Source organism: Phytohabitans sp. LZ39, assembly GCF_059359075.1.
The window spans coordinates 104,607-119,311 of sequence record NZ_JCADBM010000001.1 but is presented as its reverse complement, the minus strand read 5'-3'; the positions used below and the strand labels follow the sequence as shown (position 1 = coordinate 119,311).

General features: G+C 70.4%; 15 protein-coding genes and 3 tRNA genes. 7 read left to right on the top strand and 11 right to left on the bottom strand.

Going from position 1 to position 14,705, the window contains the following annotated elements; all coding sequences use genetic code 11:
- Positions 1-102: 102 nt before the first annotated feature.
- From AC5L36_RS00530 to AC5L36_RS00520, 3 genes are all read right to left on the bottom strand, one after another.
- On the bottom strand, positions 103-351 hold the full coding sequence (locus AC5L36_RS00530) for a hypothetical protein (RefSeq protein ID WP_441216174.1): 249 nt from the start codon (positions 349-351) through the stop codon (positions 103-105).
- Positions 352-439: 88 nt separating this feature from the next.
- Positions 440-1,081 (bottom strand): hypothetical protein, encoded by a 642-nt coding sequence (locus AC5L36_RS00525; RefSeq protein WP_441216175.1) that lies wholly within the window; start codon positions 1,079-1,081, stop codon positions 440-442.
- 94 nt (positions 1,082-1,175) lie between these two features.
- A complete protein-coding gene (locus AC5L36_RS00520; RefSeq protein ID WP_441216176.1) occupies positions 1,176-2,519 on the bottom strand; it encodes an ABC transporter substrate-binding protein in 1,344 nt (447 codons plus the stop codon).
- 118 nt (positions 2,520-2,637) lie between these two features.
- Here AC5L36_RS00520 and AC5L36_RS00515 point away from each other — a divergent pair, with 118 nt between their 5' ends.
- A complete protein-coding gene (locus tag AC5L36_RS00515; protein WP_441216177.1) occupies positions 2,638-3,057 on the top strand; it encodes a hotdog fold thioesterase in 420 nt (139 codons plus the stop codon).
- Between the two features lie 123 nt (positions 3,058-3,180).
- Positions 3,181-3,570 carry a hypothetical protein gene (locus tag AC5L36_RS00510; protein WP_441216178.1) on the top strand — a complete coding sequence of 130 codons (390 nt, stop codon included), beginning with the start codon at positions 3,181-3,183 and terminating at the stop codon, positions 3,568-3,570.
- Positions 3,571-3,683: 113 nt separating this feature from the next.
- Here the strand turns inward: AC5L36_RS00510 and AC5L36_RS00505 are convergent, their stop codons facing one another.
- From AC5L36_RS00505 to crtI, 7 genes are all read right to left on the bottom strand, one after another.
- Positions 3,684-4,160 (bottom strand): NUDIX hydrolase, encoded by a 477-nt coding sequence (locus AC5L36_RS00505; protein ID WP_441216179.1) that lies wholly within the window; start codon positions 4,158-4,160, stop codon positions 3,684-3,686.
- Positions 4,161-4,246: 86 nt separating this feature from the next.
- Positions 4,247-4,320 (bottom strand) — tRNA-Phe (locus AC5L36_RS00500).
- Positions 4,321-4,342: 22 nt separating this feature from the next.
- Positions 4,343-4,416, bottom strand: a tRNA-Asp gene (locus AC5L36_RS00495).
- Positions 4,417-4,441: 25 nt separating this feature from the next.
- Positions 4,442-4,514: transfer RNA gene (locus AC5L36_RS00490), tRNA-Glu, on the bottom strand.
- A 162-nt stretch (positions 4,515-4,676) separates the two neighbouring features.
- Positions 4,677-5,498 (bottom strand): polysaccharide deacetylase family protein, encoded by an 822-nt coding sequence (locus AC5L36_RS00485; RefSeq protein WP_441216180.1) that lies wholly within the window; start codon positions 5,496-5,498, stop codon positions 4,677-4,679.
- Positions 5,499-5,542: 44 nt separating this feature from the next.
- On the bottom strand, positions 5,543-6,094 hold the full coding sequence (gene idi, locus AC5L36_RS00480) for an isopentenyl-diphosphate Delta-isomerase (RefSeq protein WP_441216181.1): 552 nt from the start codon (positions 6,092-6,094) through the stop codon (positions 5,543-5,545).
- Positions 6,091-7,575, bottom strand: coding sequence for a phytoene desaturase family protein (gene crtI, locus AC5L36_RS00475; RefSeq protein ID WP_441216182.1), 1,485 nt, complete (start codon positions 7,573-7,575; stop codon positions 6,091-6,093). Before crtI ends, idi begins: the two co-directional genes overlap by 4 nt.
- A gap of 312 nt (positions 7,576-7,887) precedes the next feature.
- Between crtI and AC5L36_RS00470 the strand changes: the two genes are divergently transcribed.
- From AC5L36_RS00470 to AC5L36_RS00450, 5 genes are all read left to right on the top strand, one after another.
- Positions 7,888-9,246 (top strand): dihydrolipoyl dehydrogenase family protein, encoded by a 1,359-nt coding sequence (locus tag AC5L36_RS00470; protein WP_441216183.1) that lies wholly within the window; start codon positions 7,888-7,890, stop codon positions 9,244-9,246.
- Positions 9,247-9,309: 63 nt separating this feature from the next.
- Positions 9,310-10,314 carry a LacI family DNA-binding transcriptional regulator gene (locus tag AC5L36_RS00465; protein ID WP_441216184.1) on the top strand — a complete coding sequence of 335 codons (1,005 nt, stop codon included), beginning with the start codon at positions 9,310-9,312 and terminating at the stop codon, positions 10,312-10,314.
- Positions 10,315-10,529: 215 nt separating this feature from the next.
- Complete coding sequence (locus AC5L36_RS00460; RefSeq protein WP_441216185.1) at positions 10,530-11,675, top strand: ScyD/ScyE family protein; 1,146 nt, start codon at positions 10,530-10,532, stop codon at positions 11,673-11,675.
- Positions 11,676-11,882: 207 nt separating this feature from the next.
- Positions 11,883-12,728 (top strand): phosphatase PAP2 family protein, encoded by an 846-nt coding sequence (locus tag AC5L36_RS00455; RefSeq protein WP_494907400.1) that lies wholly within the window; start codon positions 11,883-11,885, stop codon positions 12,726-12,728.
- Positions 12,729-12,803: 75 nt separating this feature from the next.
- Positions 12,804-13,244: a DUF1707 domain-containing protein gene (locus tag AC5L36_RS00450; protein ID WP_441216187.1), complete on the top strand. Its 441-nt coding sequence runs from the start codon at positions 12,804-12,806 to the stop codon at positions 13,242-13,244.
- Positions 13,245-13,626: 382 nt separating this feature from the next.
- On the opposite strand, the gene AC5L36_RS00445 is transcribed toward AC5L36_RS00450, so the two are convergent.
- Positions 13,627-14,700, bottom strand: coding sequence for a LysM peptidoglycan-binding domain-containing protein (locus AC5L36_RS00445; RefSeq protein WP_441216188.1), 1,074 nt, complete (start codon positions 14,698-14,700; stop codon positions 13,627-13,629).
- Positions 14,701-14,705: the final 5 nt, after the last annotated feature.

Genomic DNA, 14,705 nt, shown 5'->3' with positions numbered 1-14,705 from the left:
GGTCTCCGGCGGGAGCGGCGGCCTACAGCTGACGCGGCCCGGGAAATCTGCCTGAGAAACATTAGGGGCGCCCCATTGAGGGGCGCCCCTAACTCTGATCGGTCATTCGGTCGGTGGGTGGCCGCCGTCGCCTTCTACAACCTGGTCCGGCGTGCCGTCCTCGTCCAGGTCGGACATCGTGACGTTGACCTTGCCGTCGCCGTCCGTGTCGAACTGGTACAGATCGGTCTTGCCGTCGCCGTCGGTGTCGGCGGCCCACAAGTCGGTCTTGCCGTCGTTGTTGGTGTCCATCTTCAACAGGTCGACGCGCTCGTCGCCCCTGGTCTCGACCGTTTCCTGCGGCTCGCTCATAGTCGTCCCTCGCTTAGGGTGTCGTCCTGGTCCCAGGTCCTACGGCACCCTAAGCGTCGGTGACGATCCGTGCCAGCCGAACGGGCGGTCAGCTGGCGGCGTACGGGTTGACGGGCTGCTGCTCGGGCGTGCCGTCGTGGTTGGTGTCGGTCACAGCCACGTCGGGCGTGCCGTCGTCGTTGGTGTCGACGAAGGCCACGTCCGGCTTGCCGTCGTAGTCGACGTCGGCGATCCAGGTGTCGGCCTTGCCGTCGTAGTCGGTGTCGAGCGTGACGTGGTCGACCTTGTTGTCGTCGTTGAGGTCGGCGGCGGCGTAGTCGACGCGGCCGTCGGCGTTGGTGTCGGCGAACGCGGCGTCGAGGTCACCGTCGTCGTCGTAGTCCTTCAGGATCGTGTCGAGCCGGCCGTCGTGGTTGCTGTCCACATAGGTCGTGTCCGCGTACCCGTCGCTGTCGCTGTCGTGCTGCACGACGTCCGCGTACCCGTCGCCGTTGAGGTCGACCACGACGTCGGTGGAGCCGTCGACGTTCTTCTCGACGATCGAGTCCGGGTCGCCGTAGTGCGGCGGCTCGTCGTGCGGCTGGTCGTGGCCGTACGGCGGCTCGTGGCCGGGCTGCTCGTAACCGGGCTGGTCGTAGCCGGGCTCGTGGCCACCGTCGCCGGCGTGACCGAAGCCCTCGTGTCCGGTGTCCGGGGTGTCGGTCAGGGTCGGGTCGTCGAACTCGCTCATCGTGGGCTCCGTTTCGGTGATTGCTTCGTTGATGAGGGAACCGTACGGCCCGAACACCACCCGAGGGATCCCGGAAACGTGCCACCAACGTCGACTAGTGGCGGAGCTCCACCCCGGCCGCGACGAGGGCCTTGATGACGTTCGCCGACTCGCCGAAGCCGATCACCAGTACCGCGTCCGCCTTGAAGTCCTTGATCTGCTTGGCCCCGTCGCCGAAGTCGAGGGCAGCGGCCGGATCCTCCGGCGGGTCGTAGGTCAGCAGCTTGATTTTGCTGGCCTCGACGCCGGCCTTCTCCAGCTCGGCCCGGACGTTGCCCTGTAGGCCCTCGCCGTAGGAGTCCTTGCGCGCGACGATCGCGATGTGCTGCGGGCCGTCCCGCATGATCACGTCGGCGAGTGCCTTGCCTTGCAGCAGGTCGGAGGGCGCGGTGCGGAAGTAGAGGCCCTTGTCGTCGATCTCGCTCAGCCCGGCGTCGGTGTTGCAGGGCGAGAAGAGGATCAGGCCGGCCTTCACCACGTCCGGCAGCACGGCCCGGGAGATGCCCGAGGCGCCGGCGCCGATGATGACGTGTACACCCGCGTTGACGTGCGAGGCGACCGTCGCCTTGGCCTTCTCCGGGTTGGTGCCGTCGTCGCCGTCGATCCAGTCGACCGGCTCGCCGAGCACGCCGCCGGCGGCGTTGACGTCACGGATCGCCAGGGCCGCGCCGGCCGCCAGCGGGGGGTTGGCCAGGGCCAGGTCACCGGTCTCCGGCAGCAGGCCGCCGATCTTCAGCGGCGCGCCGGTCTGCGCGGCGTCCCGGCCGTCGGAGGGGCGGCCGGCCGGCGAGCGCTTGTTGGTCGTGGACGACTCGTCGCCCGCGCCCACGAACTCCGTCTTGCCGTCGTCGAGCCGGTCGCTGGAGTCGAAGTGCAGCGTCGCGTAGCTGGCCGTGGAGGGCTCGCCGGCGTCGGTGAAGCCACCGCGCTTGAGCGAGACGCCGCGGTACTCGATGTCTTTACCGGTGCGCGCGAGCGCGAGGCAGTCCTTCGCCGTGTCGCAACGCTCACCGCCGGTAGTCACGCCGTTGATGTACTTTGCGATCTCGCTAGGCGCGGTGCTGCCGGCGAGCTGGGCGGCGAGCGCACTGATCACCACGGCGTCGTAGCTCTCGCCCGCGTACACGTAGTCGCCCAGGTCGGCGTCGACCGAGCGCAGCCGGCCCTTGAAGTCTTCCGAGAGCGGGGTCAGCGGCGTGGTGCCCTTCATGCCGGCGAGCACGCCAGCCTGATCCTTGAACTGCTCTCCGAACGAGTTGATCATGTTGCCGTCCGACCCGTAGAGGCGGACCGGACCGGCGGGGGTCTCCTCCGGTGCGTCTTCCGTCCTCCCGCAGCCCGCGATAGCGAGCAGGAACGCGGTGCAGGCGGCGATGGCGGCGCTGCGCGAGCGGCTCATGGCTTGTCCTCCCTCCCCGGGGGTCGGCGGGGCTCCGCTGGGGACACTAGCGTGCCGCCCGTACGCAGTGTGACTGCGGTCGCTGGCCATTCTCGTACGGGCCGGTAACCTGCGCTGCGTGGAACCTGCGACAGAGGTCTCGATCGTCCCGACCGCGGACAGCCCGGGTGCGCTCGCCGAGCGGATCGGGATCACCATCCTCGACGTGTCCGCCGAACGGGTGGTGGGCACGATGCCCGTCGAGGGCAACACCCAGCCCCTCGGCCTGCTGCACGGTGGCGCGTCGGCGGTGCTCGCCGAGACACTCGGCTCGTATGGCGCGGCCATGCACGGTATTACGATCGGCCGCCCACTCGCGGTTGGCATCGAGCTCAACGCGACACATCACAAGAGCGCACGCTCCGGCATCGTGACCGGCGTGGCCACACCGGTACACCTGGGCGGCACACTCGCCACCTACGAGATAGTCATCACTGACGAAAAAGGGGCCCGCGTCTGTAGCGCCCGGCTCACCTGCTTCTTGCGCCCGGTGCCCTGAAGCTGTGTTTGCGGCCTGCGCCGTGAGGCTGTGTTTGCGCCAGCGTCGGGGCGGTTGTTCTGCGGCCAGCGTCTTGCGGCCTTTGCCGAGCGCGGCTTGACCCGGCGGCATACCCTTCGGCTCGTGACGGATGTTCCGCCCGAGGCGTTCGACGATGCCGCCCAGGTGCTCCGCAGCGCGCTGGCCGGCGACAGTGACGCCGTCGTCGGAGCCTTCGACGCGGTCGTCGACCGAGCCGGCGTCGCCGGCGCCTATGACGTGGCCTGGTGTCTGGCCGCCACGATGGTCGGCGACAACGTGCAGCAGGGCCGCTGGACGCTCGACTTCCCCGGCATCGACGAGGCCCGCTACGACGCCCGCTGGGTGGCCAGGTTCGTGAGTGCCTACGCCAACGCCGACTCCTCGACCGGCGAGGCCCTCTTCGGCGCCGCGCTGGCCGACGGCCAGCTGCCTGAGTGCCTTCTCACACTCGCGGGGTCAGCCGTCGCCACCCTCCGCCGCCGCGCCGCCTAGCCTTCGCCGCGCCGCCCAGCCTCCGCCGCGCCGCGTAGCTTTCGCCGCGCTGCCTGGCCTTCGCCGCGCCCCGCGTAGCTTTCGCCCGCGCTGCCTGGCCTCCGCCGGGCCGCCTAGCCGAGGTGCGGCTTCGGGCCGCCCGCCAGATAGTGCCCGATCCGCATGCGCATCGAGCGGTCCATCTGGAGATCGCCCACCGCGTCCGGAGCGACCCAGCGGACCTCGCGGGACTCGTCGCTCGGGGTCGGTTCGCCGCCCAGCGGGCGGGCCGTGAAAACGACGGAGAACTCCTGCCGCACCTCGCCGTCGCCGGTGTACAGGATGACGTGCCGCGGGTCGGTGTAGATGCCGACCAGGCCGGTGACCTCGACGCGGACGCCGGTCTCCTCCAGCGTCTCCCGGACCGCGGCGGCCGGCAGCGACTCGCCTAGGTCCATCGCACCGCCCGGCAGAGCCCAGTTGTCGTTGTCGGCGCGCCGGATCAGCAGGATCTCCCCGGTGGCGCTGATCACCACGACGTTGACCGAGGGCACCAGGCTCGTGGCCGGGGGCGCGGCGGGATCATCGAAGTAGTCGACGCGACCTGCCATGCGGCAAATCATCCCGCATCCGGAAAGCAAAACGCCCACCCGCGTTTCCGCTGGTGGACGCTGCTGTAGCCCGGCGAAAGGCTATGTGGCCAGGGGCGGGGTCGAACCGCCGACCTTCCGATTTTCAGTCGGACGCTCGTACCAACTGAGCTACCTGGCCGGGTCTCGCCTCATGTTAACCGCGGTCCTGACGGGACTTGAACCCGCGACCTCCGCCTTGACAGGGCGGCGAGCACTCCAACTGCTCCACAGGACCTTACTCTCCGGCCGGGCCGGAACCGTGCCCCCAACGGGATTCGAACCCGTGCTACCGCCTTGAAAGGGCGGCGTCCTGGGCCACTAGACGATGAGGGCGGGCCCCGCCATCATTGCACATCACAAGTCAGGCAGCCTTGCTCCCATCCGGCCCCGCCGGAGGCTTCGAAAGCATACGTGACGTGCGACCGTCCTTCCAAACCGATACCGGGCGCGTCACATTCCCCGCAGATGGCCACAAGATCGGCGTCGGAGTCTGGGTCAGCGGAGCAGGACGATGCCGTACTTGCGCTTGAGCTCGGACACGATGGCCGGGCAGGCGGCCAGCGTTGCGCTGCGGTCGCCGCCGCCGTCGTGGAGCAGCACGATCGAGCCGGGGCGGGCCTGGTTGACGACCCGGGTGCGGATGGCCTCGGCGCTCGGCTTCTTCCAGTCGAGCGGGTCGACGTCCCATCCGAGCGCGGTCATGCCCAGCTCGCGGGCGACCTTGACGGCCGCCGCGGTCCACAAGCCACCGGGGTGGCGAAAGTACTTGATTTTGGCGCCGGGCACTGCGCGCCGGATCTCCCGGTTGGTGGCCTCAAGGTTGGCCCGGATCTCGGCCTCGGGCTTGGTGCCCAGGTCGAACTCGTGGTGCCAGGTGTGGTTGCACAGCGTGTGTCCCTCGCGCACGATGCGCTGCACCAGCGCCGGGTACTGGTGCACCTCGGTGCCGACCAGGCAGAACGTCGCCTTCACGCCGTTGCGCCGCAGCAGGTCGAGCACCTTGGGCGTCCAGGTGGGCTGTGGGCCGTCGTCGAACGTCAGCGCGACCTTCTTGCTACCCGTCAGCCGCTGGGTCCGGACCGGGCCACCAGCGCCCTTTGGCGGCTTAGGGGACTTCGACGGCGGGGTGGTGTGCTTCGGCGTTGGCGACGGCTTCGGCGAAGGGCCGCCGGCGTGCTCGGACGCCGAGGGCGCCGGCATGCCGGGGCCCTGCTCGACGAGGATCGTTTCGACCGGCCCGCGGCCCAGAGCCCATCTGCCACCGACCAGCAGCGCGAGAACGACAAGCGCACTGACGATGGCTGCTCGGTGGGTCACGTCGCGTACTCCCGACGGTTCGGGGCCAGAGCGACAAAACCCTACTAGAGTGCCCGCTGAGAATCGAGATTCAGCTTTGCCAGGACGCCTGCCAACCACGGGGCGTAGTCGTCAGATCGCGTGTTGAGCAGGTCGAAAATCTCGCCGGGAGCCACCCACCGCAGCTCGGCCACCTCGGCCGGGTCGGGGCGCAGCGGGTGGTCGGCGGCGATGTGGCCGAGTAGTACGTGGTCGTACTCCACCTCGACGCGGCCGGTCGCCGGGTCGTCGGCGCGGTACACGTACACGCCGAGCTCGGTGAGCGGCAGCGGGGCGAGGCCAAGCTCCTCACCGAGGCGCACGTTTGCCGCCTCCGGCACCGGCTGGCCGGGCCCAGGGTGGCCGCAGCAGGCGTTGCCCCAGCGCAGCGGAAAGCGGGTCTTGACCGCCGCCCGCCGCTGGAGCAGCACGCGCCCAGCGGCGTCGGTCAGCAGCACGGAGAACGCCCGGTGCAGCATCCCGGGCGCGCGGTGCGCGGCGTCCACGGTGGCCTGGCCAGCAGGGGCGCCGTCCTCGTCCACCAGCTCGACGAGGTATGTCTCACGGTCCGGCGTCATGCGGCACGCCCCGTGACGCGCTGTGCGGCGAGCTTGCCGGAGATGAGCACCATGGGCACCCCCACGCCGGGCTGCGTGCCCGAGCCGACGAAGACGACGTTGTCCAATGTGGAGTGCAGGTTGGCCGGGCGGAACGGGCCGGTCTGCCAGAAGCTGTGCGCGGCCGCGAAGGGCGTGCCGGCCGCCATGCCGAGGTCGGCCCAGTCGGCCGGGGTGACCACATGGGACACCTCTATGCCAGCACCGAAGCCGTTGTAGCCGCGTGCCTCCAGCACTTCGACGAGCTCTTCCGCGTAGCGCTCGCCGAAGCCGCCGCGCCAGTGCGGGGAGCGACCACTCGCCAGGTTGGGCACGGGGGCGAGCACGTAGTACGCGTGGCGGCCCTCCGGCGCCAACGAAGGGTCGGTGCGGCTCGGGTTGGTGACCAGCAGCGACGGGTCCGACATCAGCACGCCGTGCCGGATCACCTCGTCGAAAGCCGCTTCCCAGGTACGTCCGAAGTGGAGGTTGTGGTGCGCGATCCGCGTGTACTCCTGTGTGGATCCGACGTGGAGCACCACGCACGACGGTGAGTAACGCAGCGGCCGGTGACGTTTCGGTGGCAGCAGGTCGCGGCGCGCGACCGGCAGGTCGGGGTTGAGCACCACGACGTCGGCGGGGATGCGCTCGCCCTCGGCGGTCAGCACCGCGACGGCCCGGCCCGCGGAGGTCTCCACGCGGCTGACCGTGGTGCCGTAACGGATCTGGACGCCGTGCTTTTCCGCCGCGCCGGCGAGCGCGCGGGGCACCGCGTGGATGCCGCCGCGGGGGAAGTAGACGCCGGCGACCGAGTCCAGGTACGCGATGACGGCGTAGATCGCGAGCGCGTCGCGTGGCGCGAGCCCGGCATACATGGCCTGGAAGGAGAAGATGCGCCGGGTGCGCGGGTCGGTGAAGAACTGGTCGATCTTCGACTGCAACCGGCCGAACGCGCCCATCGCCAGCAGCCGCAGCAGGTTGGCGGTGAGCAGATCGGTGGGTGCGTCGAGGTTGCGCTCGACGAAGTCGGCGCGCTCCAGCTCCCACAACCGCTTGGCGTAGTCGACGAAGCGCAGGTAACCGTCCGCTTCGGATGGTCCACACACGCGTGCCACCTCCGCCGCCATGCGCTGCGGCTCCGTGATGATGTCCAATGTGGAGCCGTCCGGGTAGTGCGCGCGGTACGCCGGGTCGAGCCGGGTCAGCTCCAGCCAGTCGGGCAGCCGCTCGCCCACCGCGTCGAGCGCCTCCGCGATGAGGTCGGGCATGGTGAGGACGGTCGGGCCGGTGTCGAACTCGTATCCGTCCACGGCCAGCCGCCCGGCGCGCCCGCCCGGCACCGCCTCGCGCTCGAGCACGGTGACGTGGCGCCCGGCGCCGGCGAGGTGCAGGGCGCAGGCGAGACCACCGAGGCCAGCACCAACGACAACCACCCGGTCGGTCCGCCCACTTACGCTCCGCACGCGATCGAGCGTAGCGACTACCTGCGGTTACGCCCCATGGCCTACCGCTTCCCGGCGGCCTCAGTCACCCGTTGGTGGCATGCTGGCGACATGAGCGGGAGCCGGGAGGCTACGGGCCTTGACCACGACGGCGGACGAGCGCCGAGCGGCGGAGCGGGGTAGGCATGAGCGGGAGCCGGGAGGCTACGGGCCTTGACCACGACGGCGGACGAGCGCCGAGCGGCGGAGCGGGGTAGGCATGAGCGGGAGCCGGGAGGCTACGGGCCTTGACCACGACGGCGGACGAGCGCCGAGCGGCGGAGCGGGGTAGGCATGGTGCGGCAGGTGGACATTGTGGTGGTCGGGCTGGGCGTCGGCGGCGAGGAGGTGGCCGGCAAGCTCGCGGAGGCCGGCCTCTCGGTCGTCGGCATCGAGCACAACCTAGTTGGCGGCGAGTGCCCGTACTGGGGGTGCGTGCCGAGCAAGATGATGATCCGCGCCGGCAACGCGCTCACCGAGGCGCGACGGGTCGAGCAGCTGGCCGGGCAGGCCCAGGTGGAGCCCGACTGGGCACCGGTGGCCAAGCGCATCCGCGAGGAGGCCACCGACACCTGGGACGACACTGTCGCGGTCGAGCGGTTCACCGGCAAGGGCGGCCAGTTCGTGCGCGGGTACGGCACGCTGGTCGGTCCGGGCCGGGTCGAGGTGGGCGGCGAGGTCTACGAGGCGCGGCGCGGCATCGTGCTCGGCACGGGCACCTCCGCGGTGATCCCGCCGATCGAGGGTCTGTCCGGCACGCCGTACTGGACCAACCGCGAGGCGATCGAGGTCGAGGAGCTGCCCACCTCGCTCGCGGTGCTCGGCGGCGGTGCGATCGGGCTGGAGCTGGCGCAGGTGTTCGCGCGGTTCGGCGTGCGGGTAACGGTGATCGAGGCGCTCGACCGCATCCTGGCGCTGGAGGAGCCGGAGTCGTCCGAGCTGGCCACGAAGGCGCTCGGCCGCGACGGCGTGGAGTTTCGCACCGGGGCGCGGGCGGAGCGGATCGGGTACGACGGCGGTGAGTTCACCGTGCACGTCGAAAGCGGCGCGCCGGTCGTGGCGGAGAAGCTGCTGGTCGCGATCGGCCGGCGGGCGCAGCTCGGCGAGCTGGGTCTGGAGTCCGTCGGGCTCGACTCGGCGGCTGAGCAGATCGAGGTCGACGAGCGGATGCGGGCCGGTGCCGCGATCTGGGCGGTCGGCGACGTCACGGGGCACGGCGCGTTCACGCACATGGCGATGTACCAGGCCGGCATCGCGGTCCGCGACATCCTCGGGCAGGAGGGACCGCCGGCGGACTATCGGGCGGTGCCGCGGGTGACGTTCACCGATCCGGAAATCGGCGGGGTGGGGCTGACCGAGGCACAGGCGCGCGAGCGGGGCATCCCTGTGCGCACCGGCCTGGCCCAGGTGCCCAGCTCGGCGCGGGGTTGGATCCACAAGGTGGGCAACGACGGGTTCGTCAAGCTCGTCGCCGACGCGGAGCGCGGCGTGCTGGTGGGCGCCACCTCCGCGGGCCCGGTCGGCGGCGAGGTGCTGGCCCCGCTCACGCTTGCGGTGAAGGCCGAGGTGCCGGTGGAGACTCTGCGTCACATGATTTACGCATATCCGACTTTTCACCGCGCGATTGAAGATTCTTTGCGTGATCTGCGTTAAGAACTCACCAGCGAGCTGGCCTGAGGTGTCAATTCTTGCAGCGGTTTGCCGTACGATTTCGCCGTGACACGACGCCTTACCGAGGTCGCCAAGAAGGCGGGGGTCAGCGAGGCCACGGTGAGCCGCGTGCTCAACGGCCGCGAGGGCGTTTCCGAGGCGACCCGGGCCGCGGTGCTGACCGCCCTCGACGTGCTCGGCTACGAGCGGCCCTCAAAGCTGCGCGGCGAGCGTGCCCGGCTGGTCGGCCTGGTCCTGCCCGAGCTGCAAAACCCCATCTTCCCGGCGCTCGCCGAGGCGGTCACCGGCGCGCTGGTGCAGCGTAGCCTCTCGCCGATCCTCTGCGCGCGCACGATCGGCGGCGTCTCCGAGACCGACTTCCTCGAGATGCTGCTCGAGCACCAGGTGTCCGGCGTGATCTTCGCTGGTGGCAACTACGCGATGGCTGACGCGCCGCACGACCACTACCGCACGCTGCGCGAGCGTGGGCTGCCGGCGGTGCTGGTCAACGCCGGCGTCGCGGGGTTGGGCTTCCCGAGCGTCTCCACCGACGACGCGGTCGCGGTCGAGCAGGCGTTCGCCCACCTTGTGTCCCTCGGCCACCAGAAGGTCGGCGCGCTGCTCGGCCCGGAAGACCACGTGCCCTCCCGCCGCAAGCTCGACGCGCTCATGGCCGCCGCGAAGGGCACCCCGGATGTGACGTGCGACGTCGAGCGGGCGAGCTTTTCGATGGAGGGTGCCCGTCCGGCCGCCACCCGGCTCGCCGAGCGCGGGGTGACCGGCATCCTGTGCGCCAGCGATGTGCTCGCTCTCGGTGCCGTGCGCGCCGTCCGCCGGCTGGGCAAGCGGGTGCCGCAGGACATCTCGATCGTCGGCTACGACGACTCGGCCATCATGACCTGCACCGACCCGCCGCTGACCACCGTCCGGCAGCCGATCGAGGCGATGGGCCAATCGGTCGTCGACCTGCTCGTGCAGCAGATGGAGGGGGTCGGTGTGCCTCCGGAGGAGCTGTTCTTCGAGCCGGAGCTCGTCGTCCGCGGCTCCACGGCGCCAGCACCGAAGGACTGATTGGTCCGTCTCTGCACTTCCATTTTTGCGGCTACCAGTCGTATTCTTGCGATCACCGCCACGAAACACGGCAGATGTGAGCCGGTTTGTGGGCGGCTGACCGCCGCCGGGACAGTGGCGACCGCCCACAAACCCTTTTTTACCGTTTTCATCCCACCGAACGGTGAAAGCACGCATGATTCCCCTTGTTCGGTTGCACGAGGAACGGGGTATTCATGAGGCTTAGTCACGTTATCCCAGCCGGTGCCGTTGCCGCCGCGCTGGTGCTGACCGGCGCGCCCGCCGCGTCGGCCACCGCCAGCGCCGAGGGCAAGCCGTCGGTGAGTGTCGTCGCGCGCGGGTTGGACAACCCCCGCGGCATCACGGTGGGTAGGAACGGATGGCTCTACGTCGCCGAGGCCGGCCGCGGCGGAAAGGGCCCCTGCATCGATGGACCCGAGGGCGGCAGGGAGTGCTTCGGCACCTCGGCGGCTCTGACGGTGGTGGCACCGCACCACCACCGCGGCAAGGGCTGGAAGCAGTGGCGCGCCATCACCGGCCTCCCGTCGCTCGCCGGCGAGAAGGACGGCGGCTCGGCCATCGGCCTGCACAAACTCTCCCCGGCCGGTCCAGGGTTGGTGGCCACGATCGGCGGCGCCTTCAATCTGGACACCCGGAAGCTCCTCGGCAAGAAGGCGCGGCTCATGGGCCACGTCGTCGGCCTGTACCCGGGGGCACGCGGCCCGGTCAAGCCGATCGCCGATCTCAACGCGTACGAGGCGGCGAAGAACCCCGACAAGGGCGAGGTCGACTCGAACCCGTACGGCGTCCTGGCCACGCCGTTCGGCGCGTTCGCCACGGATGCGGGCGGCAACGACCTGCTCAAGGTCACCAAGAACGGCAAGGTCTCCACCGTGGCGGTCTTCGGCGACCGGACGGTGCCCCATCCCTTCGCGCCCCCGCCGGCGACGGTCCCCATGCAGGCTGTGCCCACGGCCGTGGCCTGGGGTCCGGACCGCGCGCTCTACGTGAGCGAGCTGACCGGCTTCCCGTTCGTAAAGGGTGCCGCGCGGGTGTGGCGGATCGCCCCGGGTCACGCGCCGAAGGTGTACGCGACCGGCTTCACCAACATCGTCGACATCACCTTCGACCGCTGGGGCCGCCTGCTGGTGCTTCAGATCTCCAAGGAAGGGCTGCTCGCCGGAGACCCGAAGGGCGCGCTGATCCGGGTGGACGTCAAGCGCGGCGCGAAGCGGACCGAACTCGCGAAGGGGAAGCTGACCGCTCCCGGCGGCGTGACGGTCGCCCGGGACGGCACGATCTACGTGACCAACAAGTCGATCGTCGCGGGCGGCGGCGAGGTGCTGCGCATCAACGCGTAGCCGCGGCTCCGGTCTCGACCTCAGGGCGTCCCGCTTCGGCGGGGCGCCCTGGCCTTTGCCGGAAGCGTAAAGGGACATCGGGTCGTGCGTGGTCCGTCTACGATCGGCCGGAGCAAGTTCGAGGTGTGTCGTTGTGCGTGGGGTCACACGGATAATCGTTGTTCTGGTATAGAGATTTCACTTAGCGTTGAATTGCGTAAACCGTGGATGAAATCTCGGTGGGGGACGGCGATGGCAGTCACGGAAGGGGTCACGCGGCCCGCTACAGGTCCGCGGACAGTAACACCGGTAACCCCGGGGCCTGAGCGCTCTCGGGCGGCGCGCTTGCGCGAACTCGTCATCGAGGTGGTCTTGATCGCCTCGATGATGGTTATTTACCAGGGCATCCGCCACCTCGCGGATGGCCAAATGGGTGTTGCTTTCCGCCATGCGGACTGGGTGTGGGAGGTCGAACGGGCATTTCGCTTGCCCAGTGAGGCAGTGATCCAGCATTGGGCGCTCTCCTGGGGCGGCACGGCTCGACTCGCCAACCTTTATTACGTGGGCGTCCACTTCCCCGGCACGATCGCGGCGATGGTGTGGCTGTGGATCCGGCACCGGCCCGACTACCTGCGCATGCGCACCGAGATGGCGGTGCTCACCGGCGCCGCGCTCTTCGTGCACGTCATCTTCCCGCTGGCGCCCCCGCGGCTGGTCAACAGCTTCGGCATGGTCGACACGATGATCCTCACCGGCCCCTCGGCCTACCCCGACAACAGCACGGACGGAGTCGCCAACCAGTTCGCCGCGATGCCCTCGCTGCACGTCGGCTGGGCGCTGCTCGTGGCGATCGCACTGATCCGGGTGAGTTCCAGCCGTTGGCGGTGGCTGGCGCTCGTCCATCCGGCGCTGACCGTGAGCGTCGTGGTGATCACGGCCAACCACTACTGGCTCGACGGGATCGTGGCCGGCCTCTTGCTCGTGGGGGCGGTCCGCCTGGTGGGCCTGCGCAGCCGATATGCCACCGGGCTGCCCGGGCAGCCCTTGCCGAGCTTCTCCCGCGTACTGCTCTGAGCGCGCCGTCCCGTGCGGCGCGCTTCACTGTGCCCGCATCTTGACAGTGACAAGACTGCCTGGCACTGTGGAGTCATGGCGAACGAACTTGAGCGTGTGGGCACGGCCGAGCGCGAGTCGGTGGCCGCGCTCCTGAGCGACGCCCTCGCTGCGGGCTACCTGGAGACGGAAGAGTTCAGCGAGCGGTCGACGGCGGCTTACACCGCGCGTACCCGCGGCGAGCTCGAGGCACTGGTCGCCGACCTACCGGCGACCTGGGTGCGGTCGCGCGCCCGTGACCGCCGGCGGGAGCGGCACGCGGTGGGCGCCCGGCTGGGCATGCGGACGCACGTGGCGGCGTACATCGCGGGCTCGCTCCTCATGCTCGGCATCTGGGCAGCCGTGGGCCTGAGCAGCGGCGCGTGGTACTTCTGGCCGGTCTGGCCGATCCTCGGCTGGGGTGTCGGCCTGCTGGGACACGTGATCCCGGTGCGTGCGGTGCTGGAGGCGCAGTCTCGCCGTCCGCTGCGCCGCTAGCCACAACGTTGGCCGGCCTCACCCGGTGAAGTTTTGTGGCCACCGCACTATCTAGAGACCTTTTCGGAGTCGGGGGATTTCGACCGCTGAATCCCCTTATTTAGACAGAGACTTGAGCTACCGCGACGTCCGTCGTGGTCCGGACCGCTGCTCCCGCGGCCTCACCCGTCCGCCGTGGGTCACGCTCACCCCGGCGGCTGCGCCGGGCCTTGCGGCCCCGGCCTTGCCGCGCGGGCCTGGCAGCGGAGGCCGGGGGTTTCGGCGAGCCCCGGCGAGCCGCCGGCCGCAGCGGTCTCCGGCGGGAGCGGCGGTCCGCAGCTGACGCGAATCCGGGACACCTGTTTCGAGTGGACCTGACTCCTAAAGGTCTCTAGAGAGCGCGTCAGGGGCGGCGGGTGCGCTCGCGGGCCTGCCGTCGCTTGTCGCGCAGGCCCAGCAGCACACCGATCTGGGCGCCGACCAGGCTGGCCGCGGTCAACACGGCGGTCACCGCCAGCGGCAGGTTGAGTCCTTCCTTCCTTTCCGGCCGTCCGGCCGCGGCGTCCACCGGCTCGCGGCCGTCGTCGCCTTCCTGCACGGTGGGCGGTGGCGGGACGTAGGGCACCGCCGGCTCTTCAGTGGCCGGTTTCGACGGGGTGGGCGACGGCTTTCGGCCCTCCGAACCACCCTCACCAGGCAACGGGCTCGGCGTCGGGTGGGCGCCTGGTGACTCCTCGCCACCGCCGGGGGCAGGCGGCGGAGGCTTCTCGGCGGCCGGCGGGGGCGGGACCGAAACCAGGCCGGTCGCGTGGCGGCGTACGCCGCCGTCGGCCGCGTTGTCCGGCAGGTGCAGCATCTGCCCCGGACGGATGAGGTCGGGGTCACGGATCTTGTTTAGCTTGGCCAGCTCCGGGTAGCGGTCGAACTCGCCCAGGTAGCGGTCCGCGATGTGGCCCAGGTAGTCGCCGCGTTCGACCCGGTAGACCGGCTGCGGATCCTCGTCGGCGGCTGCTGCGGCCGTGCGCTCCCAGGCCGCCGCGGCGGGGGCGGACACCGCGGCCGGCGTGTATGGCGCGGCGGCGTACGACGTGGGCGGGGCGGTGGTGGCCGCCGAGGCCATCGCCGGGCTTGCCCCGATGATCAGCGCGACGCCGCCGACGAGGGCCGCCGCCATCCGCTGCTGCCGCCGCATGCCGGGCAGCCGGGGTACGGGGATGCGCAGCGCCCGCGCCGGGATCTCCACGAGCACCGACAGCGCGAACGTCGCCCAGCCCAGCCAGCCCACCACGGCGAGCGCGCGCAGGAAGAGCTGCCCGTCGTCGCGGCTGGTGAGCGCGTCACCGATCTCGGAGAGCGCGGGCACGTGGTCGGGCAGCGGGTTGCCGGCGAACACGACCAGCGCGACCGGCGCGCCAACCAACAGTCCAATGAGGATGACGAGCGCACCCAAGCCCTTGACGACCTGTCGCAGCCGCATGGCGC

Coding starts and splice junctions, on each gene's coding strand:
- AC5L36_RS00530 (WP_441216174.1), bottom strand. CDS start 351: ATGAGCGAGCCGCAGGAAACGGTCGAGACCAGGGGCGACGAGCGCGTC.
- AC5L36_RS00525 (WP_441216175.1), bottom strand. CDS start 1,081: ATGAGCGAGTTCGACGACCCGACCCTGACCGACACCCCGGACACCGGA.
- AC5L36_RS00520 (WP_441216176.1), bottom strand. CDS start 2,519: ATGAGCCGCTCGCGCAGCGCCGCCATCGCCGCCTGCACCGCGTTCCTG.
- AC5L36_RS00505 (WP_441216179.1), bottom strand. CDS start 4,160: ATGGCAGGTCGCGTCGACTACTTCGATGATCCCGCCGCGCCCCCGGCC.
- idi (WP_441216181.1), bottom strand. CDS start 6,094: ATGACGCCGGACCGTGAGACATACCTCGTCGAGCTGGTGGACGAGGAC.
- AC5L36_RS00470 (WP_441216183.1), top strand. CDS start 7,888: ATGGTGCGGCAGGTGGACATTGTGGTGGTCGGGCTGGGCGTCGGCGGC.
- AC5L36_RS00460 (WP_441216185.1), top strand. CDS start 10,530: ATGAGGCTTAGTCACGTTATCCCAGCCGGTGCCGTTGCCGCCGCGCTG.
- AC5L36_RS00455 (WP_494907400.1), top strand. CDS start 11,883: ATGAAATCTCGGTGGGGGACGGCGATGGCAGTCACGGAAGGGGTCACG.
- AC5L36_RS00450 (WP_441216187.1), top strand. CDS start 12,804: ATGGCGAACGAACTTGAGCGTGTGGGCACGGCCGAGCGCGAGTCGGTG.
- AC5L36_RS00445 (WP_441216188.1), bottom strand. CDS start 14,700: ATGCGGCTGCGACAGGTCGTCAAGGGCTTGGGTGCGCTCGTCATCCTC.